Origin of the sequence: Nonomuraea sp. CA-143628, assembly GCF_050942315.1 — a bacterium.
Lineage (GTDB): Bacteria > Actinomycetota > Actinomycetes > Streptosporangiales > Streptosporangiaceae > Nonomuraea.
The window spans coordinates 8164808-8188707 of record NZ_CP192072.1; the positions used below are offsets into that span (position 1 = coordinate 8164808).

Here is a 23900-nt window from a genome sequence, read left to right on the forward strand (position 1 = left end):
CGATCGTAATTATGTAAGCGACCCATACCTGAGGATGACGACCCAGGGTTGATGTCCGCCCGCCCACGCCCCCGTAGGGTGGTCGCGTGTTCTCGGCAGTCGTGCGTCCCTTCGCGCTGGCGCTGTTTCAGGGCGATGCGGACCCGCCGCCGCCCCGGTCGCAGCGACTGCGCCTCCGGCTGCCTCTCGTCGGCGTCGTCGATCTGGTTCAGGCCGCCGGCATCCTCCTGGCCCTGATCCTTTACGGCACTGCGCTGTCCCAGCTGATGGACTGGAACAGCACCGGCATCCGGCGGATGTCCGAGCCGCTGCTCTACTTCACGGCCGCGGCCGTCTCCCTGCCGGTGGCGCTGCGCGACCGATGGCCGCTGGCGGCCTGGCGGGCGGCCATGGTCATGCTGCCAGTCGTCTTCTGGGTGAGCCGGGCGGTCGGCGGCCCGAGCGATCCGCCCTACATGCTCGGGCTGGCAGTGATGTACCCGTTGGTGACCTATTCGGTCGCCGTGCGCTGCGACCGCCGGATCACCGTCGCCGTTTGGGTGATCAGCTTCCTGACCGCCTGGATCGTCGACCCCAACTCGCTCTACCTCGTCACGATCATGGTGACGGTCGCCGCCCTGTTCGGCTACAACGTGCGCGTCCGCCGCAACGCCACGGCCAGACTCGCGGAGGAGGAGCAGCGCTCGCGGCAGGCCGAAGGCGAGCGGGCCGTGCTCGAAGAGCGCGCCAGGATCGCGCGGGAGCTCCATGACGTGGTCGCCCACCACATGTCGGTGATCGCCATCCAGGCCGAGGCGGTGCCGCTCAAGGCGGCCGGCGATCCCGCGCGGCTGGAGGCGGGCCTGGCCGAGATCCGCAGCCTGTCCCTGGAGGCCATCGCCGAGCTGCGCCAGGTGCTCGGCGTGCTGCGCGACCAGGACGGCCGCACCGACACCGCGCCGCAGCCCGGCCTCGACCGGCTGGACGAGCTCGTGTCCAACGCCCGCGCCACCGGGCTCACCGTCGGGGTCGAGCTGCCGGATCAGCCGCTCGGAACGCTGCCGCCCGCCGTCGGGCTGTCCGCGTACCGGATCGTGCAGGAGTCGCTGAGCAACGCGATGCGCCACGCGCCCGGCGCCACGGTCACGGTCGCCGTCGCGCGCGACGACGACGCCTTACGGCTGCACGTCACCAACGGTCCCGGCGCCACGCCGGGCGGCCCGGAAGGGACCGGTCAGGGGCTGGTGGGCATGCGGGAAAGGGCGGCCCTGCTCGGCGGCACGTTAGAGGCGGGACCCATCGAAGGGGGCGGTTTCCAGGTGTCCGCGACGTTACCGATCGCCGGGGCGGAGGAGACGGCGTGATCCGGGTGCTGATCGCGGACGATCAGGGAATGGTGCGCACCGGGTTCACGGTGTTCCTGAGCGCGCAGTCCGACATCGAGGTGGTGGGCGAGGCGGCCAACGGCGAGGAGGCGGTGCGGCGGGCGGCCGAGCTGCGGCCTGATGTGGTGCTCATGGACGTACGCATGCCGGTCATGGACGGGCTGACGGCGACCAGACGGCTCCTGTCGTCGGGCGACGGCCCGAAGGTCCTCATCCTGACCACCTTCGACCTCGACGACTACGTCTATGAGGCGCTGCGGGCGGGAGCGAGCGGGTTCCTGCTCAAGGACGCCTCGGCCGTCCAGCTGGCCGAGGCCGTGCGGGTCGTCGCGGCGGGCGACGCCCTCATCGCCCCGGCGGTCACCAAGCGGCTGATTCACGAGTTCGCCCGGCTGGGCGCGCCCCGGGCGCCGACGGTCCGGCGACTGGCGGAGCTGACGGAGCGCGAGACGGAGGTGCTCGCGCTGGTCGCACAGGCGATGTCCAACCAGGAGATCGCGGAGAAGCTGGTGGTGGCGGAGCAGACGGTCAAGACGCATGTGGGGCGGGTGCTGATGAAACTGGGGCTGCGCGACAGGGCACAGGCGATCGTGTACGCGTACGAGACGGGGCTGGTACGACCGGGCGATTGACCGCGTACGCGGCCCTGCCGGTCCAGATCGCACCTTTTGTTGCATTCGTACATCGGGCATGCGCCGATCCGGAAACCGGAGCCTAAACCCGCATCAACTCACACGCATATCAAAGGAATGCGTTTCACCTGTTAGAAGTTCCAAAACCGACCCACCTCCGAAGAGTTGTTTGTCCAGCACGCCGTACGCGTGCTGGACAACTTCGGGACGGCTAGAGAGTTTCAAAGGCTGTGGTTATGGCGGTTTGAAGTCGAGATGGGTCTTGGCGATGAAGCCGCTGATCAGCTGAGGCCGGTACTGCATCTTCTTCAGCCTGGTCTTGATCAGTCGGGCGAGCTCGTCGAGGGTCTTCTTGGTCAGGTTGGCCAGCGAGCGCTTCAAGTGGGCCCAGACCGCCTCGACCGGGTTGAGTTCGGGTGCGTAGGTGGGCAGTCGGATGACCGTCAGCCATGGGCGGGCGTTGATCAGCGTGCGCATCTTCACGCTGATGTGGGTGTTGAGGTTGTCCCAGCAGACCACGATCGGGCCGCCGAGCTGCTGGTGGGCGGCGTCCAGCAGGGCCGCGTAGTCGCGTTCGGAGAAGGACTTGCGTTCGCCCTTGCGTCCGCGGCGTAGCCGGATCCGGTAGATCAGCCGCGGGGCGCAGCCGGGTTTGGTGGCCACCAGGCCAGCGATCATGACCGTGCCCGAGCCGCCGCCCGACACCTTCACCACCGGGGTGGTCCCGCGCGGTCCCCAGCTACGGCCCTTGGGCGGCCTCAACCCCTGGCCAGCCTCGTCCTCGAAACATAACCAGGCGCCCAATCGTGCCGCGGTCCTTTTCCCTCGCTCCAGGCATGTTCCCGCCAGGCGGCGATCGCGTCCTCGTCGCGTTCGGCGGCCCGGCGGGCGGGCGCCTGCCAACTCCACCCCATCCGATGCAGCAGGTAGTCCACCCCGCCCACCGTGTAGGACACCCCGAACAGCCGACCGATCAGATCCGCGATCCGGGCCAGGGTCCAGCATTGGTCCTCGGCCCAGCCGTGCGCGGCAGGCCCTTGTTCCAGCGCCGCCGCCAAGGCCTCCACCTGTGGGCCGGTCAGTTTGCACTTCTCCCCGCCCGGCCCCTTGGAGGCCAGCGCGTCCATCCCGCCTTGGTCAAAGGCCCGGTGCCAGCGGTTGGCCGACATCAGGCTGACCCGGAAGTGTTCGGCGACCTGCCGGTCACTCGCCCCGGCGGCGAACATCTCCCCGGCCGCGAACCGCACCTGCTCCCGGCGGGCCCGCGCCTGCGCGGTCAGCCCGCCACTGTCGGGATATCTCATGTCTCCGGTATGAACGGCGACCGCCCACATGTCACCCCAGCCGTGACGATACAACTACATAACGTCAACCTTTGAAGCTCTCTAGACCAGGGGATACGGCTTACCGGGTCACCGACGAAGGGAATCGACATGGAACGGCAGTCCCGCAGGAAGCTCGCGAGGGGTCTGGGCCTTGTGACGGCAGTCATGTTCGCAACCGCTGTCATCGCCTCCGTGCCCGGCTTGTCGTACGCCTCGACCGCGAGTACCTCGTCGAGCAGCAAGACCTCCACGGTCCTCGCCCCAAACCGATGCCAGCTCAGGACAGAGGCCAATCCGAACAGCGTGTGGGTGCCCCCGAACTTCGAAAGCTGCTACGACTGCCTGAACAAAGCGGCCGACCTGCACCGGAGAACCGGCATCGACTTCTACTGCACCTACAACCCGAGCAACGGCAAAACCGACCTGCACTACGACCTGTAAGACTGGATCCAGCCCAGCCCTAGGCTGTCGCCGGCATTACCCGGCGTAAATCGCGTTGGAGCCGCCCGTCTTCTCCCGGGGGCGGGACGGGCGGTTTATCGCGTAATCAACCCCCCGATGGCTATAGTCGATTCCGGTTGTCAAGCGGCGTTCTTCGCAGTTCGACAGCCGGCGATCGTACGGCCATGGGGGCGAGTTCATGGGACGACCGGAACGACCGCTCGACCCCGACGCGGGCCCGTTACAGCGGTTCGCGCACGAGCTGAGGCAGTTACGCGCCGGAGCCCCTCGGTCCAGCTACCGCGAATTGTCCAGGCGCGCGCACTACTCGGTGACCGCACTGTCCGAGGCGGCAGGTGGGGGGATCTTTCCCACGCTGGCGGTCACCTTGGCCTATGTCGAGGCCTGCGGCGGCGACACCAAGACCTGGGAAAGACTCTGGCGAGAGGTCGCCGCGGAGCTGGCCGACACCGACGCCGGCGCGGAGGACCAGATGGACCAGGACGCGCCCTACCTCGGCCTCGTCACCTTCGACCCTGACGACGCGGACCGGTTCTTCGGCCGGCGCGAGCTGGTGAACGAACTCTCCGCGCGATTACGCGACACGTCCCTGCTCGCGGTGTTCGGCGCCTCAGGAAGCGGCAAGTCCTCCCTGCTTCGAGCCGGCCTGCTCCCGGCGTTGAGGGACAGCGCCGCCTCGGAAGGCCACCATCGGCCGACGCTCCTTCTCACGCCAGGCGCGCACCCCTTGGACGAACTCGCGGTGGGCCTGGCCAACCTCAGCGGAACCTCCGCTCCCTCTCTGTACGCCGACCTGGTGGCCGCCCCTTCGAACGTCCGGCTGGCGATCCGTCAGATACTGGCGGGCAGGCCGAAGAGCGTGCGCATCGTGATCGTCGTCGACCAGTTCGAGGAGGTCTTCAGCCTCTGCGACGACCAGAAGGAGAGATCCCTCTTCCTGGACTCGCTGCTCGCCGCGGCGGAGGAGACCAACGATCGAGCCCGCGTCGTACTGGGAATCCGCGCGGACTTCTACGCCCGGTGCGCTGAACACCCGCCGCTGGTGGCCATGCTGCGCGACCGGCACCTGCTGATCGGCCCCATGGAGGACGACGACCTCCGACAGGTGATCATCGGCCCGGCGCTCCGGGCAGAGCTCAAGGTCGAGCAGGCGCTCGTCGAGACCATCCTCAGCGACGCGAGAGGCGAGCCCGGCGCGCTGCCACTGATCTCCCACGCCCTGCTGGAGACGTGGAAGCGCCGCAAAGGCGACACTTTGCCGCTCGCGGGGTACCGCGAAGCAGGAGGCATCCAGGGCGCCATCGCGCAGACCGCCGAGCAGATCTACGACGGGCTCGACGTTGGTGAGCGGTATCTGGCCAGGAACGCGTTCCTCCGCCTGACGGCGCTGGGGCAGGGAACCGAGGACACGCGCAGGCGCGTCCCGCCGGCGGAGCTGCTGGCGGGGCCGGACGGGGCGGCGATGGAGGCCGTACTGTCCCGGCTGACGGCGGCGCGGCTGCTCACCGTCGACGAGGACAGCGTCCAGGTGGCTCACGAGGCGGTGATCCGTTCCTGGCCGAGGCTGCGGGGCTGGCTCGCCGAAGACCGGGAACTCGTCCGGCTCCAGCGGCGGCTCACCGACGCCGCCACCGAGTGGGAGCAGCACGGGCGCGAGAACGAGCTGTTGTACCGGGGAACGCGACTGGCGGCCTGGGAGGACCGCGCGCTCGACCGGCTCAACGACCTGGAACACGCGTTCCTGGCGGCCAGCAGGGCACGCGCGCGCCGGGAGCGGGCGGCGGCGGCCCGTCGTGTGCGCGCGGCCCTGATCAGCCTGGTGGTGGTGGCGACCGTGGTCGGAGCGCTGGCCGTGATGGCCCTGGTGAACGCGAACCAAGCGGAGAAGGAGCGAGATCTCGCGTACTCTCGCCAGTTGGCGGCGGACGCGCGTGGCCAGCTCCAGCTGGACCCGCAGCTCGGGCTGCTGCTGGCCCGGCGGGCATACGCGGTCAGCCCGACGGAGGAGGCCACGGCGATACTCCGGCAGGCCACCGTCGACTCGCGGATCCGGCTCATCGTTCCCATCGCCGCGGGCAAGGTCTGCGGCGTCGCGTTCAGCCCGGATGGGCGGCATCTGGCCGCCGGCAGCGGGGACGGCACCGTACGGGTCTGGCAGGTGTCCGTACGAGGGCTGCCCACGGGCGATCCGGTGGTGCTGCACAGCCATGCCGGTGAGGCGTGGAACCCCGTGTTCAGCCCGGACGGACGCTACCTGGCGACAGGCGGCATCGACGGAACGGTCAGCGTGTCCGACTGGGCCGGCGGTGGCGATCCGCTGGTGCTGCGCGGCCACCGTGGTCCGGTGTGGGGCGTCTCGTTCGACCCCGGCGGGCAACGCCTGGCAACTGCCGGGGACGACGGCACGGTACGGATCTGGAAGGCACCGGATGGCGGCAGGTGGACCGGCGGTTCGTCTGCCGGAGTCGGCGCTCCCAAGGTGCTGCGCCGCCACGATGGGCGGGCTCTGCAGGTCGTGTTCAGCCCGGACGGGCGGAGACTGGCCAGCGGCGGCGGCGACGGCACCGTCCGGATCTGGGACCCGGCCGGTAAGGCGAAAACGGTCGTGCTGCGCGGCCACGAGAATTCTGTGGAAGGACTGCAGTACAGCCCGGACGGGCGGAACCTGGTCAGCGGCAGCACCGATGGCACGGTGCGGGTGTGGGACGTGACCGGACAGAACGCACCAGCGGTGCTGCGCGGGCACGACGGCACGGTGGAGGGTGCGGCGGTCAGCCGCGACGGCCGGAGGATCGCCAGCGTAAGCAACGACGGCACGGTCCGGATCTGGAACATGGCCAGCAACATCGACCCGCTCGTTCTGCGCGGCCATCGTGGTACGACGTGGAACGCGTCGTTCAGCCCAGACGGGCGTACGCTGGCGAGCGCGAGCGATGACGGGACGATGCGCCTGTGGGACGTGGCGTACACCGGTGACCCGATGATCCTGCGAGGTCATACTGGGGGGACCGTGTACGACGCCGCGTTCAGCCCGGACGGGCGACGCGTCGCCAGTGCCGGTATCGACGGCACGATCCGCGTCCAGAACATCGACGGCGGCGGTGACGCGCTGGTGCTGCGCGGCCACAAGGCGGACGTCCTCGGGGTCGCCTTCAGCCCGGACGGGCGGCGGGTGGCGAGCACAGGTGCTGACAGCACGGTACGGATCTGGCACACCGACGGGACCGGCCAGGCTGTCGTGCTGCGCGGCCACAGGGGAAACGTGTGGAACGCCGCCTTCAGCCCGGACGGCACACGGGTGGTCAGCGGAGGTGACGACGGCACGGTACGGGTCTGGCAGACGGACGGGACCGGAGCGCCGGTCATCATGAAAAGCCCTCAGAGCCAGGTCCGGTATGTCGCGTTCAGCGCCGACGGGCGGCGAGTGGCGAGCGCGGGCGTGGACGGCACGATCCTGATCCAGAACGCCGACGGGACCGGTCAACCTGTCATGCTGCGCGGCCACCAAGGCCTGGTGTGGTGCCTCGCCCTCAGCTCGGACGGGCGGCGGCTGGTCAGCGGGGGCAACGACGGCACGATCCGCGTCTGGAACACCGACGGGACCGGAGACCCCATCGTCCTGCGCGGCCATCAGGGCGTGGTGTGGAGCGTCGGCTTCAGCCCGGACGGGCGGCAGGTCATCAGCAGCGGCAATGACAACACCGTGCGGATCTGGACACCGGCCGAGGGGGGCGAGCCAGTGGTCTTCAGCGGCTCCGGCACTACGGTCAACTCCGTGAAGTTCAGCCCGGACGGGTGGCGGCTGCTCTCGACCTACGACGACGCCACGGTACGGATCTGGCGCTGCGAGGTATGCGGCCCCATGCACCAGGTCCAGGCACTCGCCGCCAAGCGCACCATCCGCGAACTGACCCCCGAAGAACGCAAGATCTACCTCGAACCATCCCCTTGACCTCGGCCGCCCGCCTCGAAGCACCCGGGGCGCTGGAGGCAGGCGGGGAGACCGCGTGCGTCAACGGGAAGCAGGATCTACCGTCTGAGAAATGGACCCGCTTGCGCTTTTCCATCAGGTGTCCGCGTCGGTGCCCGCGTACGGGGAGTTCCTCGCCGAGCACGGTGTCAGTCCGGACCAGGTGTCGAGCATGGCCGACTTCGCGCGGTTGCCGCTGCTCACCAAGGACGGCTACCTCAACCGCCACCCACTCCCCCGGCTCTGCCGCGACGGCGTGATCGGCGACATGATCGCGGTCTCGTCCGGTTCGACGGGTACGCCGTCGTTCTGGCCGCGTTCCGTGTCCGACGAGCGGGTGATCGCCGCGCGTTTCGAGGAGGTGTTCCGGGACTCCTTCGAGGCTCGGGAGCGCAGAACGCTGGCCGTCGTCTGCTTCGCGCTCGGCACCTGGGTGGGCGGGCTGTTCACCGTGGCCTGCTGCCGCCACCTGGCCGAGCGCGGCTACCCGATCACTGTGGTCGCCCCTGGCAGCGACAAGCGGGAGATCCTTCGCGTACTCCCGCAATTGGCCCCGCACTTCGACCAGGTCGCACTCCTCGGCTATCCGCCCTTCCTCAAGGACGTGATCGACGCGGGGCTGCCCTGGTCCAGGTGGAACGTCAAGCTTGTCACGGCCGGGGAGGTGTTCAGCGAGGAGTGGCGCACGCTCGTGGCGGACAGGGCGGGCATCGCCGACCCGGTGCGCGGCATCGCCTCCCTCTACGGCACGGCCGACGCGGGCGTGCTGGGCAACGAGACGCCTCTTTCCGTGGAGATCCGCCGCTTCCTGGCCGGGCGTCCCGGGGCCGCGAGGGAGCTGTTCGGGGAGTCGCGGCTGCCGACACTCGTCCAGTACGACCCAGAGGTCCGCTTCTTCGAGGAGCACGAGGGGACGCTGGTGTTCTCGGGCGACAATGGCATCCCCCTGGTCCGCTATCACATCGCCGACGAGGGCGGAATCGTGCCGTTCGAGCGGATGTCACGTTTCGTACGGCACCACGGCTTCGAGCCTTCGGCGACCGGCCCGCTCCGGCCCTTCGTCTACGTGTTCGGGCGCAGCCACTTCACCGTGTCCTACTACGGGGCGAACGTGTACCCGGAGAACATCTCTGTTGGGCTGCAGCAGCCGGCGGTCAGCTCGCTGGTGACCGGGAAGTTCGTCATGGAGGCGGTCGAGGACGACCGGCGCGACCGGCACCTGACGGTGACAGCGGAGCTCATGCCCGGCGAGAAGCCATCGGAGGAGACGGCGAGGCTGGTGGGCGAGTCGATCCTCGAACAGCTGCTCCGGCTCAACAGCGAGTTCGCGGCCTATGTACCGATGGCCCAGCAGGCGCCGTTCATCCGGCTACGCGAACTGGGCGACCCCGAGTACTTCCCACCCGGCGCCAAACACCGCTACACCCGGGCGTGACGACCGTCCGCTGGTAGCTCGTATGGGAGTCGGGTCCGCTCAGGTAAGGAGTTTCGCGAGCTGGGCCATCTCGGTGGGTGGGTCGATCACCGGCTGGATGAGCAGTTCGTCGATGCCGGCCTGTTCCAGGGTGGTGATGCGGGCGCGGAGGTCGTCGCGGGTGCCGACCAAGGCCAGGGTGTTCATCAGTGAGGGCAGGATCAGGTCCCGGTCCTCCGGTGCGATGCGTCCGAGGTAGTTGGGGTAGAGCTTGGTGTGCCGGTCGGGTGCGGTGGCGGTGGTGCCGCGCCGGTCGAGGAGTCGCCGCACCGCCTCGCGCTCCTCGGGGCCGAGTTGCGCGCGTCGGCGGCGGTGACGGCGGCGGCCTTCGGTCCCAGCGCGGCCACGACGAACTCGATCGGGTCGGTCGTGTTCGCGTGCGCCCCGGTGTGCAGGAACCGAACGTCGCGGACTCGGTCACCTTCGCGGTACTCGATGGTGCCTCCGGCGCAAAGGTCCTGCAGTGCGGCGGTGAAGTTCTCCATCGTGGCGGTAGTGGTCGGCCGCATGCCCAGTGTGCGCCGGGCGGTGTTTCCGGTGCCGATCCCGCAGATGATCCGGCCTGGTGCCAGGGCGTTGAGGCTGGCGAACGCGCTCGCGGCGGCCGGGGCCGAGCGCAGCGCCGGTGAGGTCACGCCGATGCCGAGCCTGATGCGGCTGGTGGCCTTCGCACACAGTCCCAGGGTGACGAAGGGGTCGCCGTGGACCATCGGGGTGTCGTTGAGTCAGAAACTGTGCAGGCCCAACTCCTCGGCCTGTACGGCGATGTCCTCCACGCCGGGGTGTGCGCTGACCACGACGCCTGCACGCATCAAACCTCCAAGGCGCGAAGAATCGAACGTACTCAGCCTGACACCAGACGGCGGATCGAGCACGTCGAAGTCGATGGCCTCTGGTCAGCCGCGATGGACGCAGTAGAGCTTGCCGTCGTGGGCGGCTAGCGTCGGCGCGGCGGCGGTGGATCCCGAGGGGAAGTAATGGATGGGGCTCCACGTTGTGGGCGCCGAGCAATGCGCGGCGAACTGCCGGTGGCTGCCCTTGGCGATGGAGCCGAACTCCGGCGACTCGTACTCCTTGGTGGACCCGTTGTCGCTACCGGCCGAGGAGGTCCAGTAGATCTCGTCCTTGCCCGCCTCGCCGGACCGGCGAAGGCACCAGAAGTCCCGGAACGACAGCTTGACGTAGATCGCGTCGGCCCCGTCAATTCCGCGCGCCCCCTGGTCCTGCGGGCCGACGACGACGGTGATCCCGCCGCCGTGGGTGGCCAGCGCTTCCACGAACTCTTCGGTGTCCAGCGACGCATCGGGCGCGAGTTCGTCGAGGCGGACCAGGCTGGCGTTGGGCTGTGCGGCGACCTCGGCGCCGATCCGGGGGAAGTCCGCGACCAGTTCCTCGACGGAGAAGCCTTCGGTCAGAGATCGGCCGGTGATGGTGTCCGGGAACAGCTCCCGCACCGCTTCGGGGGACGTCTCCTCATGGTAGATCCGGCCGAACTCGGTGATCTCCTCCTCGGCCAGTATCGTGCCCATCGCCCCTACCAGAAGCTGTTCCAGCGCGGTCAGCTCCAGCCCTTTGGCCTTGCGGGAGGCGGCGTGCAGACTCGCGCCGATCAGCGTGTTGCCGCCGCGGCTCAGTCGCATGCGCAGGTCCCTCTTGGTGCTGGACCGTGCCCCCGACAACTGGGCCCGCAAGCGGGACAACCGCTCCTCGGTCGTCACGTGTGATTCGGGCATGGCGCCCTTCCCCCCAACATGGACAATATGTGAGCATATTATTACCCTTAGTGACGATATGGAGTGTGACAAGCCGGGACTTGGCACTTGCCGGTGCCGTGCACACGCGGGCATGACAACGCCCGAATCCGGCTCAACAGATCCCTGCAGTGATCAGGATCCGGGAGGTGCCCACCGCCCTTGAGCAGCGCGAGAAGCCGCTGCAGGCCATCGCGGCGACGGTGATCTCGCGCGCCGGTGAGCAGCCGGGCCAGGGAGCGGCCGAGCACCTCGATGGCGACCTTCATCAACCTCACCGCACCCGACCAGCACGCTGCCCGCTACTCCGACCTCAACCACGCGGCTGATGTCCGCCGCCTGCGGGTCGTGATGTGGAAGGCGGGCGCGCGTCTCGGCTCGGCTAGATCGGGAAGTGGCCGCGGCGAATGCGCCAGTGGCGGCCGGCCTTCAGGTGGTCGACGATCGCGCGCTGGAGCACAGTGCGGCGCGGTAGCTGGTCGAGCGGCGTGGTCAGAGTGCGGAACACGAACCGCAGCACCTCGACGTCGGCGTCCTGGCCCTCCGGCTCCTCGTAGGGTTCCAGCTCGAACCTCCGCTGGAACCGGACGATGTTGGAGTCCCCGGGCAGATACTCCAGTAGCTGCGGGTCGAGCAGCCACGAGCCGCAGGAGAACGCCGTGTAGCGCTCGTCGGGAAAGTGGCGCGGGAAGAACGCGCGGGCCTCGTCGAGCGACGCCGCGACCGCCTCCGGGGTCATCGATCCCGACTCGGGGATGTGCAGGTCGATGGTGGTGCCGCCGCGTTGGTGCTGCAGCCGGCCCAGCTCGTAGAGGCCGCCGCGCGCGTGCAGCGTCAGCCAGCTCTGCATGACCGGCCAGCCCTCGCGGCGCATCCGCCGGTCGATCGCGAGGTTGCGGCCCAGATCCGCGAGGGTCACCCACGACACGGCATCGGGGATGCCGTGGTCGCGGTGGTACGCCGTGACGACGTCGACTAGGGCCAGGTACGCGTACACGTAGAGATGCCGCCAGGCGGGGCCCCGTTCGCGCGGCAGCTCCGGACCGGGCGGCAGCCAGCCGTGGCCCCCGAGATCCGCGCGGACCAGGGCGATCGTGCGGTCGAGCAGCCAGCGCAGCTCCGGAGTCCACAGTGGAGAGCCGGGGTCGGGCCAGCCCGCCATGATCTCGGCGGCGTCGTCCGGCCGCACCGCGAGCCGGTCGAGGATCGCGGGCGCGTCGGCCTTGGCGGGCAGCGGAGCCGACGGCCGATCGCCGGCGAGCCGGTGTACGCGGTCGACGTCCTCGGCGGGTACCCCGAGCCGGGCGGCGACGTCATCGAGATCCACGCGGACGATCCTACGATCACCGGCATCGCCATGGAGGAAGGTCAAGGGATATACCGCTTGTCCTGTTTTGTTGATCTCCTGCTCTCCTCGGCCTCTCCTCGGCCTCTCCTCGGCGCGAGAGGACTGCGAGCAGGGTCACCAACTGCCTTCAGCCGGTAGACGGGGCGACGAACGGGCCCTTAGGAGAGGGCAGCTGTCCGACACCGCCGTTCTCAGGATCATGGGGAGGGCCTGGGCTCACGGCATCTGGCCCTGCGGCGTGCGGGAGGCGCCCGTTCAGGCATCCCCTTTCGAGCACCAGACTCCAGCCGGGGGCGTACATCGAGCCGAGAAGAACGACGCGGCTCAGATCTGGAAAGGCTCAAACCGTGGCCTGCTGGTCGGCCTTGCCGTGCGCCTCCGCCGAAAGGTCCTGCCAGTCGGCCCACATCTTGAGCCGGTCGGCGTAGGCCTGCTGGATCATCGGGTAGAAGCCCTGGCCGAAGAGAATCCGCAGCGGTGGATTATCGGAGTCCACCAGCTTGAGCAGCGCCTGGGCCGCCGCGGCCGGGTCGCCGGCGGGCTGCTTGCCGGCGATCGCGCCGAGGCGCCGGCGGAGGCCGGCGTAGGCCGGGTCGGGCTCGGCCATGTGGCCGTTGTCGAGCGGGTCGGGGTTCTTGCCGGAGCGGGTGGCGAAGCCGCCGGGCTCGATGATGGTCACCTTCACGCCGAACTCGGCGACCTCACCGGCGAGAGCCTCGTTCAAGCCCTCCAGGGCCCACTTGGAGGCGTGGTAGGCGCCGCCGAGCGGCATGGCGATGAGCCCGGCGGCCGAGGACAGCTGGATGATGCGTCCCGAGCGCTGCTCGCGCAGGTACGGCAGCGCGGCCTGGATCACCCACACCGCACCGAACAGGTTGGTCTCCAGCTGGTCGCGCAGCTGCCGCTCGGTCAACTCCTCGATTGCACCGATCTGGGCATAGCCGGCGTTGTTCACGATGACGTCCAGGCGGCCGAAGTGCTCGGCGGCCCGCGTCACGTTCTCGAAGACGGCGACCTTGTCGGTCACGTCCATCTCAAGCGGGAGCACCGCGTCGCCGTAGGCGGCGACCAGGTCGTCAAGGCTCTCGGCCTTGCGGGCGGTCGCGGCCACCTTGTCGCCACGAGACAGCGCCGCCTCGGCAAAGCTGCGGCCCAGACCGCGGGACGTACCGGTGATGAACCAGACCTTGCTCATGATGACCTTCCATTCTTCCGTTGCCGGCTACCGGACACGAGACGCCGACGATCTGAGCCCTGTGACAGGTGCGGCTATGTGATCTGCGCCATAGAATCCGCCAGGGCCTGCGTCGTCCCAGCACCCAGGACAGCCCGCCGACCCGTCCTCGTGGCTCCCGTCTGATGACCTATCGCGAGGACAAGCCATGACGCGTCGGCCCTCCCGGCCCTCGCCCTCCCCGTCCCTCCGCGGCCCTCCGCGGCCCTCCCGGCTCTCCCCCGCCTTACTCGGCCTCCCCCGCCCCGGCCCCGGCCCTACTCGGCCTCTCCCTCCCGGCCCTCTCCCTCCCGGCCCTCTCCCTCCCGGCCCTCTCCCTCCCGGCCCTCTCCCTCCCGGCCCTCTCCCTCCCGGCTCTCTCCCCGGCCCCGGCCCTCCCTGGCCTCGGCCCTCCCGGCCCTCCCCTGCCAGCCCCGGCCGCCCCGGCCGCCCCGGCCGTCGGACGATCAGCCCGCCGCGGCGTCGCCTGCATCGCTACCAAGCGGCACTGCCGCTGCCGCTCGTACAACGGGACGACACGACCAGATCGCCCACCATGTGCTTGCCAACGGCCTTGTCACCCCCAGGTACTACAAGAAAGTTCAGCCCCAGCGGTGACGCGGTCGACGGCCGCTCTTTCGTACCTTTCCGAGCATGCTCAGAATCCTCACGCTCGCCGGAAGTCTCGTGTTCGGCGCGGTCCTGGCGCTGCCCGGCCAGCACAGTGGCCGGCTTGTGAAGGTCTACGGCGACCTGGCCACCGCCGATCGGGTCGCCATTGTGGTGCCGGGAGCCGACACTACGGTTGCCACCTTCGAAGCGAGTACGAAGCGGCCGGGAGGCGCGGCGCGGGCGCTGCTGGCCGAGGCCGCCAAGGTGGGCCACGGCGAGCGGCTGGCCGTGATCGCCTGGCTCGGTTATGACGCGCCGCCTACGTGGAGCCTGGGCGCCATCACCGACACGGCGGCCGTCGAGGGGGCGAAGGCACTGCGCCGTACCGTCATGGAGCTGCACGCGCGGACGTCCGCGCCGATCGCGTTACTGTGCCACAGCTACGGCTCGGTGGTGTGCGCCAAGGCCGGGACGGACCTGCCCGTCGCGGATGTGGCGCTGTTCGGAAGCCCCGGCATCGACGCATCGTCCGGCCCCGCACCGTCTGGCCATGCACTGTCCGACCCCGCACTGACCGGCCATGCAGCGTCTGGCCAGACAGCATCTGGCTGGGCGCCGTCAGACCACCCGCCGTCCGACCAGGCATCGTCAGGTCACCCGCCGTCCAGCCGCGCAGCATCAAGCCATACGCCGTCTGAGCGTGCCCTGTCCGACCATCCGCCCGCAGACTGGGCGCCGTCAGACCAACTACCGTCCGACCACGGACTGTCAGGCCATACGCCGTTTGACCGCGCGCCATCCGACCAGGAACCATCCGACGGGGCACCGTCCGACCGCCACTTGCCCGACGCGTCGTATCACCCGCCATCCGATAGGTCACCGTCCGACCACCGTTTGTCCGACGCGTCATATCGCCCGCCGTCCGACCACGGAGTGTCCGGCCCGGCGCCGTCTGTCACCAGAGTTTGGGCGGGTGTAGGTGATAGTGATTGGATCAGGTTCGTGCCGAAAGTGAAGCTCGGGCCGCTTGGTTTCGGGGCCGACGCGCTGAGTCCCGGGTACGGGGCGCGGGTGTTTGAGGTGGGTCCCGGCGGGCACAGTGACTACTTCGCACCAGGCACGCCGTCGTTGCGCAATCTCACACTGATCGCCCTCGGCCGCCCCGGCGATGTGACGGCTGCGGCGCCAGCATGACAGGGTCGGGTTTAATGACAGAGTGTCGTCATCAACTTGACGGGCCCGTCCAGGGTTTGTGACACTTTGTCATGAAAGACCTGGCAACACATTGGGGTGAAGCGTGACGTCGTTCTCCGAGACCTTGAAGAACGCCACTTGGAGCGACCACGAGTCGGCCGAGGATGAGAGCTACCTCAAAGAGCTGATGGGCGGCCGGTTGAGCGAGCATGACTACGGCGAGCTCGTTGCCCAGCACTACTTCGCCTATCTCGCCCTCGACGGCGCCGCCAAGGCCCTGGCCGATCACCCGGTGGCCGGCCGGTTCGTCTTCCCGGAGCTCTATCGGGAGCAGGCGCTGGAGCGTGACCTGCAGACCGTCTACGGTGCCGGCTGGCGCGACCGGATCGTGCCCTCGAAGGCGACCCGGACCCTGGTGGCTCGGATCGAGCAGGTGGCCGACTGGCCGGGCGGTTATATCGCCCACCACTACACCCGCTACATGGGCGACCTGTCGGGCGGGCAGTTCATCCGGATGGAGCTGCAGAAGATCTACGGCTACCAGAAGGGCGGCGGGGTCGACTTCTACCTGTTCGACGAGGTCGGCAGCCTGCCCAGATTCAAGAACGAATATCGCGCCCGCCTCGACGCGCTGCCCTTCGGCGAGCGGGAGCAGCGGCGCATGATCGGCGAGGTGAAGCTGGCCTACCAGCTCAACACCGAGGTGCTCGGCGAGCTTCTCCACGTGGTCAAGGCCGCCGCATAGCGACGCCATACCGGCTTGCCGATCGCCCGCCCGACCTTGCGACGCCATACCGGCTTGCCGATCGCCCGCCCGACCTTGCGACGCCATACCGGCTTGCCGATCGCCCGCCCGACCTTGCGGCACACCTCCAACGCTGACGTTCCCCGGCTCCTGCCAGGTCGCCGTCAACCTCACCCACCATCGCGGTCACGACTTCGAAGAGTGGGAGGATCGGTGACCTGCCGGCACCGGCACCGCTAGAAAGACCGTTCAGCATTCGATGACGTTGACGGCCAGGCCGCCGCGTGAGGTCTCCTTGTACTTGTCGAGCATGTCGCGGCCGGTGTCGCGCATGGTCTTGATGGCCTTGTCCAGCGAGACGAAGTGGCGGCCGTCGCCGCGCAGCGCGATGCGGGCGGCGGTGATGGCCTTGATCGAGGCGACGGCGTTGCGTTCGATGCACGGGATCTGCACCAGCCCGCCCACCGGGTCGCAGGTCAGGCCGAGGTTGTGCTCGATGCCGATCTCGGCGGCGTTCTCCACCTGCTCCGGAGTGCCGCCCAGCACCTCGGTCAGCCCTGCGGCGGCCATCGAGCAGGCCGAGCCGACCTCGCCCTGGCAGCCCACCTCGGCCCCGGAGATGGAGGCGTTCTCCTTGAACAGCACGCCGATCGCCGCCGCGGTCAGAAAGAAGCGGATCACCCCCTCCTCATCGGCGCCGGGCACGTACTCGGAGTAGTAGGTCAGCACCGCCGGGATGATGCCCGCCGCGCCGTTGGTCGGCGCGGTGACGATGCGGCCACCGGCGGCGTTCTCCTCGTTGACCGCCAGCGCGAACAGCGACACCCAGTCCATGACCTGCAGCGGATCGCTGCCGGATGCCTCGCTCTGCAGGCGGCGTCGCAACTGGTGAGCGCGCCGCCTGACCTTCAGCCCGCCGGGCAGCACTCCCTCGCGGGACATGCCGCGCCGCACGCATTGCGACATCACCCGCCACAGCTCCAGGATCTGCGCGCGGATCTGCTCGTCGGTGCGGCCGAACGCCTTCTCGTTCTCCAGCATCAGCCCCGAGATCGACAGGCCGGTGGCCGAGCAGTGCTTGAGCAGTTCCTCGGCGGTGGTGAACGGAAAAGGCAGCACGGTGTCATCGGCTTTGATCCGGTCGGCGCCGGTGGCGTTCTCATCCACCACGAAGCCGCCGCCTACGGAGTAGTAGACCTTCTCCCGCAGCACCGACCCGTCGGTGGCCAGCGCGGTGAAGCGCATGCCGTTGGGGTGGCCGGGCAGCGAGATCTTGCGTTCGAAGATGAGGTCCTCGCCGGTCACGAACGGGATCGGGTGGCTGCCGTACAGACTGATCGTGCCCGAGGAGCGCATCTCGGCCAGCCGGGCGTCGATACCGTCGACGTCGACCAGCTCAGGCTTGTCGCCCGACAGTCCCAGCAGGACGGCCTTGTCGCTGCCGTGGCCCTTGCCGGTCAGGCCCAGTGAGCCGTACAGGATCGCCTGGACCCGGGCCGTGCGCGGCAGCAGGCCGTCGTCGTGCAGACCCCGCGCGAACCGGTGCGCGGCGGCCATCGGGCCGCCCGTGTGCGAGCTGGACGGCCCGATACCGATCTTGAAGAGGTCGAAGACGCCGATGCTCATCCGAGGTGTTCCGTCGCCGCGTCGAGGAGCCACTCCGCCAGGTACGCCGCGAAGGACGAGCGGACGAGTACGAGGAAGCCGTCGGGCCGGGCCAGGAGCACGACCTGGGCCCGGGCCAGCATGGTCTGCGCGCAACTCCCCGGTCCGAAAACGCTGGGGTGCAGGTCGAGCGCGCAGCCGTGGGCCAGCAGGTCACGCGCGCGCGGGCCCGACACCAGCAGGGTGGTGCGCTGGGCCGACACATCCACGATCGACCCGTGCCGGTCGCCGAGCGCCTTGCGCAGCAGCTCGTACCGGTATCCCTCGGGTCCGATCACCAGCCACTCGTCCGGGCCTAGCCAGGCCACCGTGACGTCGTCGGCCCCGGAGCCGGTCTGTACGGCGGTGCACGGCTCGACCGGCAGCGGCACCCCCAGCACCGCCCCGAGGTCCTCGGCCGGCGGGCTCGCCGGGTCGACGCGCACGTTGACGTGGGTGAGGAACGGCAGCTCGGCGAGCCGCAGCCCCGCACCTTCGGACGCGGCGGCGAACCGGCCCGCGAAGGCCGCGGCCGGGCTCCTGCGCTCAGCCATCACGGCGCGCTCCTTCCGGGTCGTACAGGACGTGTGAGGCGACGGTCACGGGCACGAACCTACCCGCGACCGGCGCGTACAGCCGCTCTCCGAGCCGGCCCTGCCCGCCGCTGACCAGCGCCAGCGCGAACGTGCGGCCCAGGGCGGCGCTGCGATAGCTGGAGGTGACGTGACCAAGCGCGGGCACCGACGGCTGCGGCAGGTCGGCCGTGGCGACCAGGTGCGTCCCTTCGGGCAGCAGGAAGTCCGGATCCTCCGGCAGCAGACCGACGAGCTGCTTGCGATCCGGCCGCGAGGTGTCGGCCCGCGCGAACGATCGCTTGCCGATGAAGTCGGGCTTCTTCTTCGACACCACCCAGGACATGCCCAGATCCTGCGGGGTGACCGTGCCGTCGGTGTCCTGGCCGACGATCGGGTAGCCCTTCTCGGCCCGCAGCACGTGCATGGTCTCGGTCCCGTACGGGGTCACGCGACCGGTATCCATGATCGCCGTCCACAGACGCAGGCCGTCCCAGGACGTCACGTTGACCTCGAAGGCCAGCTCGCCGGAGAAACTGATCCGGCACACGCGCGCCGGGATCCCGGCCACGTCCGCGTCCCGCCAGGTCATGAACGGGAAGTCCGCCGCGTCCACCGCGAGCCCGGGCGCGAGCCCGGCGAGCACCTCACGCGAGGCCGGCCCGACGAGGGCGACCGTGGCCCACTGCTCGGTGACCGACGTGCAGTGCACCCGCAGCCAGGGCCACTCGGTCTGCAGCCACTCCTCCATCCAGTCGAGGACGATCGCCGCGTTGCCCGTCGTGGTGGTGAGGAGGAAGTGGTCCTCGGCGAGGCGGATGACCGTACCGTCGTCGAAGACCATTCCGTCGGGCCGGCACATGACGCCGTAGCGGATGGCGCCGACCTTCAGGGAGCTCATCAGGTTGGTGTAGAGCCGGTCGAGGAACTCCCCCGCGTCGGGCCCGATCACGTCGATCTTGCCGAGGGTGGAGGCGTCCATCGCCGCCACGCCCTCGCGGGCCGCCCGGCACTCGCGCAGCACGGCGGCATCCATGTCCTCGCCGGGACGCGGGTAGTACCACGGCCGCTTCCACTGACCGACGTTCTCGAAGAGCGCGCCGTGGGCGACGTGCCACTCGTGCAGCGCCGTCACTCTGACGGGGTCGTGCAGCAGGCCGCGGTCGCGGCCGGCCAGGGCCGCGAAGCTCACTGGCAGGTACGGCGCGCGGAACGTGGTGATGCCCAGCTCGGCCACCGGGGCGCCGATCGCGTGGGCCACGACCGCCGAGGTGAGCAGGCCGGAGGTCTTGCCCTGGTCGTGAGCCGTTCCGGCAGTGGTGTAGCGCTTGACGTGCTCGACAGAGCGCAGGCCGGCGCCGGTCGCCCGCTGGATGTCGGCGACGGTCACGTCCCGCTGCAGGTCGACGAAGTGCGCCGAGTAGTCGCTCGCGGGGACCAGCCAGTACGCCTCCCCCGCCGCCTCCAGGTCTCCCGCCGCCGCGCCGGCGACGTCGACGGCCTGCCGGGATCGGTCGGGAACGAGCGTGCCGAGCGCCTCGTCGTAGCGGAGTGTGCCGCCCGACTGGCTGAACAGGTGGACGACCGGGTTCCAGCCGCCCGACACGAGCACCAGGTCGGCGTCGAGCGCCCGCTCTCCGGCCGCGGAAGCGGCGGGAGTGGCGGGAGTGGCGTCCGTTGCCGTAGCGTCCGTTGCCGTGGCGCCCGTAACCGCGGCGCCCGTTGCCTCGGCGACCAGCACCGACGAGACCTGGCCGTCACCACGGGCGGCGGTCACCACGTGGCCGGGCAGCAGCGAGATGCCGCGCTCACGTGCCCTTTCGGCCCAGCCCCGGCCGGGTGCGGGCCGGACGTCGACGATGGCCGCCACGTCCACGCCCGCCTCGGCGAGGTCGAGGGCGGCGGCGTAGGCGCTGTCGTTCGCGGTGAACACCACCGCGCGGCGGCCCGGCAGTACGCCGTACCTGTTGGCGTAGGTACGGGCGGCGCCGGCCAGCATCACCCCGGGCAGGTCGTTGCCCGCGAAGGCGATCGGCCGCTCGTGCGCGCCGGTGGCCAAGACCACCCTTCGCGCCCTGATGCGCCAGACCCGCTCGCGCGCCACGGCGGCGGGCGCCGCCCCGCCGAGGTGGTTGGTGCGCCGCTCGACGGCGACCAGGTAGTTGTCGTCGTAGTAGCCGAAGACGGTGGTGCGCCGCAGCACCCGCACCTCGGGCAGCCCCTCCAGCGCGGCCGCCGTCGCGGCGGCCCACTCGGCGCCCGGCACGCCGTCCACGAGGTCGGTCGTGCCCAGCAGGCTGCCGCCAGGCTCGGGCTGCTCGTCGGCGAGGATCACCCGCGCGCCGGTTCTCGCCGCCTCGCGGGCGGCGGCCAGCCCGGCCGGCCCGGCACCGACCACCAGGACGTCGCAGTGGGCGTGGACGGCGTCGTACCGGGCCGGGTCGGGCTCGGTCGCCAGGCGGCCCTGGCCGGCGAGGCTGCCGGCGACCAGGCCGTCGTACAGCTCGACCGTGGTGGCGGGCAGCATCGGCTCGGGGAACGGCTCCTCGATCTGGACGACCGCGTTGGGCTCCTCGCTGCCCGCGGAGAAGATACCGCGCGGGCGGCCCAGCCTGACGCTGGTGGCGACCTGGCGTACGCCGTTGGCCAGCAGTGCGGAGGCGAGGGTGTCACCGGGGTGGCCGGTGTACTCCTGCCCGTCGAACCGGAAGCGCAGGGTGCGGGAGCGGTCGATACGGCCGCCACTCTCCCGCCTCAGCCCGTCCATCCCACCGCCGCTCTCGTGCGTCACGTGGTCCATCCGGTCACCGCTCTCGCGCGTCATGAGGTCACCGGCCGCGGCTCGCCCGCACGGTAGACGGCGTGGATCTCGTTGGTCGCGGTGTCGCGCAGGGCGTTGAACCACCGGCGGCAGCCTGCGGAGTGGCTCCAGCGCTCGGCGAAGACGCCCTTGGAGTTGTCGCGGAAGAACAGGTAGCGGGCCCATTCCTCGTCGGAGAGCGCGGCCGGGTTCTCCGGGTAGGCGACGTGTGCCTGCCCGCCGTAGTGGAACTCGGTCTCCTCACGAGGGCCGCACCAGGGGCATGGGATCAGCAGCATGTGACGTCCTCAGTGCGCGACCGCGGCGGCGCCGTGCTCGTCGACGAGCGCCCCGGTGACGAATCGGTCAAGGGAGAAGGGAGCGTTGAGCGGGTGCGGCTCGTCGTTGGCCACCGTGTGGGCGAAACACCAGCCCACGCCGGGGGTGGCCTTGAAGCCCCCGGTGCCCCACCCGCAGTTGAGGTAGAGGCCGTCGACCGGGGTCAGCCCGACGATCGGCGAGGCGTCCGGCGTGACGTCCACGACGCCGCCCCAGGTCCGCAGCACGTGCGCCCTGGCGAAGATCGGGAACAGCTCCAGCGCCGCGGCCATCTGCCGCTCGATGATGTGGAAGGCGCCGCGCTGGCGGTAGGAATTGGCCGCGTCGATGCCCGCCCCCATCACCAGCTCCCCCTTGTGGGCCTGGCTGACGTACACGTGGACGGCGTTGGACATGACGACCGTCGGGTGCACGGGCTCCAGCAGCTCGGAGACCAGCGCCTGCAGCGGGTGGCTCTGCACCGGCAGGTCGATGCCGGCGGTGGCGGCGACGACCGAGCTGTGCCCGGCCGCGCACAGCGCCACCCGGCCCGCCGCGATCGTGCCGCGGGTGGTGTCCACGCCGGTGACCCGGCCGTCGCTCACCCGCAGCCCCGTGACCTCGCAGTGCTCGATGAAGTCGACGCCGAGCGCCGCGGCCGCCCGGGCCAGCCCCCACGCGACGTAGTCGTGCTTGGCGATGCCCGCGCGGGGCTGGAAGGTGGCCCCCAGCACCGGATAGCGCACGTCGGGCGAGATGTTGACGATCGGGCAGACCTCCTTGACCTGCTGGGGGTCCAGCCATTCCGCGTCCACGCCGTTGAGCCGGTTCGCCTCCACCCGGCGGACGCTGTCACGCACGTCCTGCAGGCTGTGCGCGAGGTTGAGCACGCCGCGCTGGCTGAACAGCAGCGGGTAGTCGAGCTCTTCCTCCAAGCCCTCCCAGAGCTTCAGCGCGTGCTCGTAGATGCCGGCGCTCTCGTCCCACAGGTAGTTGGAGCGGATGATGGTGGTGTTGCGAGCCATGTTGCCGCCGGCCAGCCAGCCCCGCTCCAAGACCGCGACGTTGGTGATGCCGTGGTTCTTGGCCAGGTAGTAGGCGGTGGCGAGGCCGTGGCCGCCCCCGCCGACGATCACCACGTCGTAGGAGGCTTTCGGCTCGGCCGCGCTCCACAGCAGGTCGGGGTGCTCGGGCAGGTCTGCTCCGGGCGGGCGCGGGGTCATCGGGCCTCTCCGTAGAGCGGGTGCTTGCCGGCGAGGGCCTCGACCCTGCCGCGCAGGAACGCCAGGTCGGCGTCCGGTGTCAGGGCGCCCGCGATGATGTCGGCGACCTCCCTGAAGTCCGCCGCGCCGAACCCGCGCGTCGCCAGGGCGGGTGTGCCGATCCGCAGCCCGGAGGTGACCATGGGCGGGCGCGGGTCGAAGGGCACGGCGTTGCGGTTCACCGTGATGCCCGCCGCGTGCAGCCGGTCCTCGGCCTGCTTGCCGTCCAGCTCGGAGTCCCGCAGGTCGACCAGTACGAGGTGCACGTCGGTGCCGCCGGTCAGCACCCTGACCCCGGCGGCGACGGCGTCGGGAGCGAGCAACCGCTCGGCGAGGATTCGCGCGCCCTCCAGCGTGCGCCGTTGCCGGTCGCGGAACTCCTCCTCGCCCGCGACCTTGAAGGCGACGGCCTTGGCCGCGATGACGTGCTCCAGCGGACCACCCTGCTGGCCGGGGAACACCGCCGAGTTGATCTTCTTGCTGAGGTCCGCGATGGACAGGATGACCCCGCCACGCGGGCCACCGAGGGTCTTGTGCGTGGTCGTGGTGACCACGTGGGCGTGCGGCACGGGCGAGGGGTGCAGACCCGCCGCCACCAGGCCGGCGAAGTGTGCCATGTCGACCATGAGATAGGCGCCCACCTCGTCGGCTATCCGGCGGAAGGCCGCGAAGTCGAGCTGCCGGGGATAGGCCGACCAGCCGGCGATGATGAGCTTCGGCCGGTGCTCGCGGGCCAGCCGCTCGACCTCCTCCATGTCCACCAGGTGATCGCTCTCGCGCACGTGGTAGGCGACCACGTTGTAGAGCCGGCCGGAGAAGTTGATGCGCATGCCGTGCGTGAGGTGGCCGCCGTGGGCCAGGTCGAGGCCGAGGATGGTGTCGCCCGGCTCCAGCAGGGCCGCCATGGCCGCGGCGTTGGCCTGCGCGCCCGAGTGGGGCTGCACGTTGGCCGCCTCGGCGCCGAACAGCGCCCGCACCCGGTCGATGGCGAGCCGCTCGATCACGTCGACGTGCTCGCAGCCGCCGTAGTAACGCCTGCCCGGGTAGCCCTCGGCGTACTTGTTGGTGAGCACCGAGCCCTGGGCGGCCATGACCGCCACGGGCGCGAAGTTCTCCGACGCGATCATCTCCAGCGTCGATCGCTGCCGGGCCAGCTCCGCGCCGATGGCGGCTTGAACCTCCGGGTCCACCACGTCCAGCGGGGTGTCGATCAT

Annotated in this window: 20 protein-coding genes; 7 read left to right on the forward strand and 13 right to left on the reverse strand. The window is 70.0% G+C overall.

The genetic code is table 11. The features are described from left to right. Positions 1-86 precede the first annotated feature (86 nt). The gene (locus ACQP2T_RS37215) at positions 87-1343 is read left to right on the forward strand and encodes a sensor histidine kinase (protein ID WP_433509574.1); all 1257 of its coding nucleotides are present in this window, start codon (positions 87-89) and stop codon (positions 1341-1343) included. Further along, a complete protein-coding gene (locus tag ACQP2T_RS37220; RefSeq protein ID WP_357946251.1) occupies positions 1340-1996 on the forward strand; it encodes a response regulator transcription factor in 657 nt (218 codons plus the stop codon). Before ACQP2T_RS37215 ends, ACQP2T_RS37220 begins: the two co-directional genes overlap by 4 nt. Positions 1997-2230: 234 nt before the next feature. Here the strand turns inward: ACQP2T_RS37220 and ACQP2T_RS37225 are convergent, their stop codons facing one another. Beyond that, entirely contained in the window at positions 2231-2800 is a 570-nt protein-coding gene (locus tag ACQP2T_RS37225) for a transposase (RefSeq protein WP_433509575.1), read from the reverse strand. Next, a complete protein-coding gene (locus ACQP2T_RS37230) occupies positions 2755-3300 on the reverse strand; it encodes a winged helix-turn-helix domain-containing protein (protein WP_433509576.1) in 546 nt (181 codons plus the stop codon). The genes ACQP2T_RS37225 and ACQP2T_RS37230 overlap by 46 nt, the downstream gene beginning before the upstream one ends. Before the next feature lie 186 nt (positions 3301-3486). Here ACQP2T_RS37230 and ACQP2T_RS37235 point away from each other — a divergent pair, with 186 nt between their 5' ends. From ACQP2T_RS37235 to ACQP2T_RS37245, 3 genes are all read left to right on the forward strand, one after another. Next, on the forward strand, positions 3487-3762 hold the full coding sequence (locus ACQP2T_RS37235) for a hypothetical protein (protein WP_433509577.1): 276 nt from the start codon (positions 3487-3489) through the stop codon (positions 3760-3762). Positions 3763-3961: 199 nt separating this feature from the next. Beyond that, a complete protein-coding gene (locus tag ACQP2T_RS37240) occupies positions 3962-7735 on the forward strand; it encodes a hypothetical protein (protein WP_433509578.1) in 3774 nt (1257 codons plus the stop codon). 91 nt (positions 7736-7826) lie between these two features. Further along, the gene (locus ACQP2T_RS37245; RefSeq protein WP_433509579.1) at positions 7827-9188 is read left to right on the forward strand and encodes a phenylacetate--CoA ligase family protein; all 1362 of its coding nucleotides are present in this window, start codon (positions 7827-7829) and stop codon (positions 9186-9188) included. Positions 9189-9227: 39 nt separating this feature from the next. On the opposite strand, the gene ACQP2T_RS37250 is transcribed toward ACQP2T_RS37245, so the two are convergent. The 5 genes from ACQP2T_RS37250 to ACQP2T_RS37270 all read right to left on the reverse strand — a co-directional run bounded on the left by ACQP2T_RS37250 (position 9228) and on the right by ACQP2T_RS37270 (position 13521). After that, complete coding sequence (locus ACQP2T_RS37250; RefSeq protein WP_433520011.1) at positions 9228-9497, reverse strand: hypothetical protein; 270 nt, start codon at positions 9495-9497, stop codon at positions 9228-9230. After that, on the reverse strand, positions 9389-9937 hold the full coding sequence (locus ACQP2T_RS37255; RefSeq protein ID WP_433509580.1) for an LLM class flavin-dependent oxidoreductase: 549 nt from the start codon (positions 9935-9937) through the stop codon (positions 9389-9391). The genes ACQP2T_RS37250 and ACQP2T_RS37255 overlap by 109 nt, the downstream gene beginning before the upstream one ends. Positions 9938-10123: 186 nt before the next feature. After that, positions 10124-10960 (reverse strand): hypothetical protein, encoded by an 837-nt coding sequence (locus ACQP2T_RS37260; protein ID WP_433509581.1) that lies wholly within the window; start codon positions 10958-10960, stop codon positions 10124-10126. Positions 10961-11360: 400 nt separating this feature from the next. Then, a complete protein-coding gene (locus ACQP2T_RS37265; RefSeq protein ID WP_433509582.1) occupies positions 11361-12305 on the reverse strand; it encodes an acyltransferase domain-containing protein in 945 nt (314 codons plus the stop codon). A gap of 361 nt (positions 12306-12666) precedes the next feature. Continuing rightward, entirely contained in the window at positions 12667-13521 is an 855-nt protein-coding gene (locus tag ACQP2T_RS37270; protein WP_433509583.1) for an SDR family NAD(P)-dependent oxidoreductase, read from the reverse strand. Between the two features lie 672 nt (positions 13522-14193). On the opposite strand from ACQP2T_RS37270, the gene ACQP2T_RS37275 reads away from it, so the two are divergent. Further along, positions 14194-15345, forward strand: coding sequence for an alpha/beta hydrolase (locus ACQP2T_RS37275; RefSeq protein WP_433509584.1), 1152 nt, complete (start codon positions 14194-14196; stop codon positions 15343-15345). 103 nt (positions 15346-15448) lie between these two features. Beyond that, the gene (locus ACQP2T_RS37280; RefSeq protein WP_433509585.1) at positions 15449-16090 is read left to right on the forward strand and encodes a heme oxygenase (biliverdin-producing); all 642 of its coding nucleotides are present in this window, start codon (positions 15449-15451) and stop codon (positions 16088-16090) included. Positions 16091-16339: 249 nt separating this feature from the next. Here the strand turns inward: ACQP2T_RS37280 and ACQP2T_RS37285 are convergent, their stop codons facing one another. Genes ACQP2T_RS37285 through glyA form a run of 6 tightly spaced genes read right to left on the reverse strand, consistent with a single transcriptional unit; the run spans position 16340 to position 23900 of the window. After that, positions 16340-17716: an L-serine ammonia-lyase gene (locus ACQP2T_RS37285; RefSeq protein WP_433509586.1), complete on the reverse strand. Its 1377-nt coding sequence runs from the start codon at positions 17714-17716 to the stop codon at positions 16340-16342. Beyond that, positions 17713-18288 carry a sarcosine oxidase subunit gamma gene (locus tag ACQP2T_RS37290; protein ID WP_433509587.1) on the reverse strand — a complete coding sequence of 192 codons (576 nt, stop codon included), beginning with the start codon at positions 18286-18288 and terminating at the stop codon, positions 17713-17715. Before ACQP2T_RS37290 ends, ACQP2T_RS37285 begins: the two co-directional genes overlap by 4 nt. After that, on the reverse strand, positions 18281-21073 hold the full coding sequence (locus tag ACQP2T_RS37295) for an FAD-dependent oxidoreductase (protein ID WP_433519878.1): 2793 nt from the start codon (positions 21071-21073) through the stop codon (positions 18281-18283). Before ACQP2T_RS37295 ends, ACQP2T_RS37290 begins: the two co-directional genes overlap by 8 nt. A 53-nt stretch (positions 21074-21126) precedes the next feature. Then, positions 21127-21405: a sarcosine oxidase subunit delta gene (locus ACQP2T_RS37300; RefSeq protein WP_433509588.1), complete on the reverse strand. Its 279-nt coding sequence runs from the start codon at positions 21403-21405 to the stop codon at positions 21127-21129. A 9-nt stretch (positions 21406-21414) separates the two neighbouring features. Then, positions 21415-22647: a sarcosine oxidase subunit beta family protein gene (locus ACQP2T_RS37305; protein ID WP_433509589.1), complete on the reverse strand. Its 1233-nt coding sequence runs from the start codon at positions 22645-22647 to the stop codon at positions 21415-21417. After that, positions 22644-23900, reverse strand: coding sequence for a serine hydroxymethyltransferase (gene glyA, locus ACQP2T_RS37310; RefSeq protein ID WP_433509590.1), 1257 nt, complete (start codon positions 23898-23900; stop codon positions 22644-22646). The genes ACQP2T_RS37305 and glyA overlap by 4 nt, the downstream gene beginning before the upstream one ends.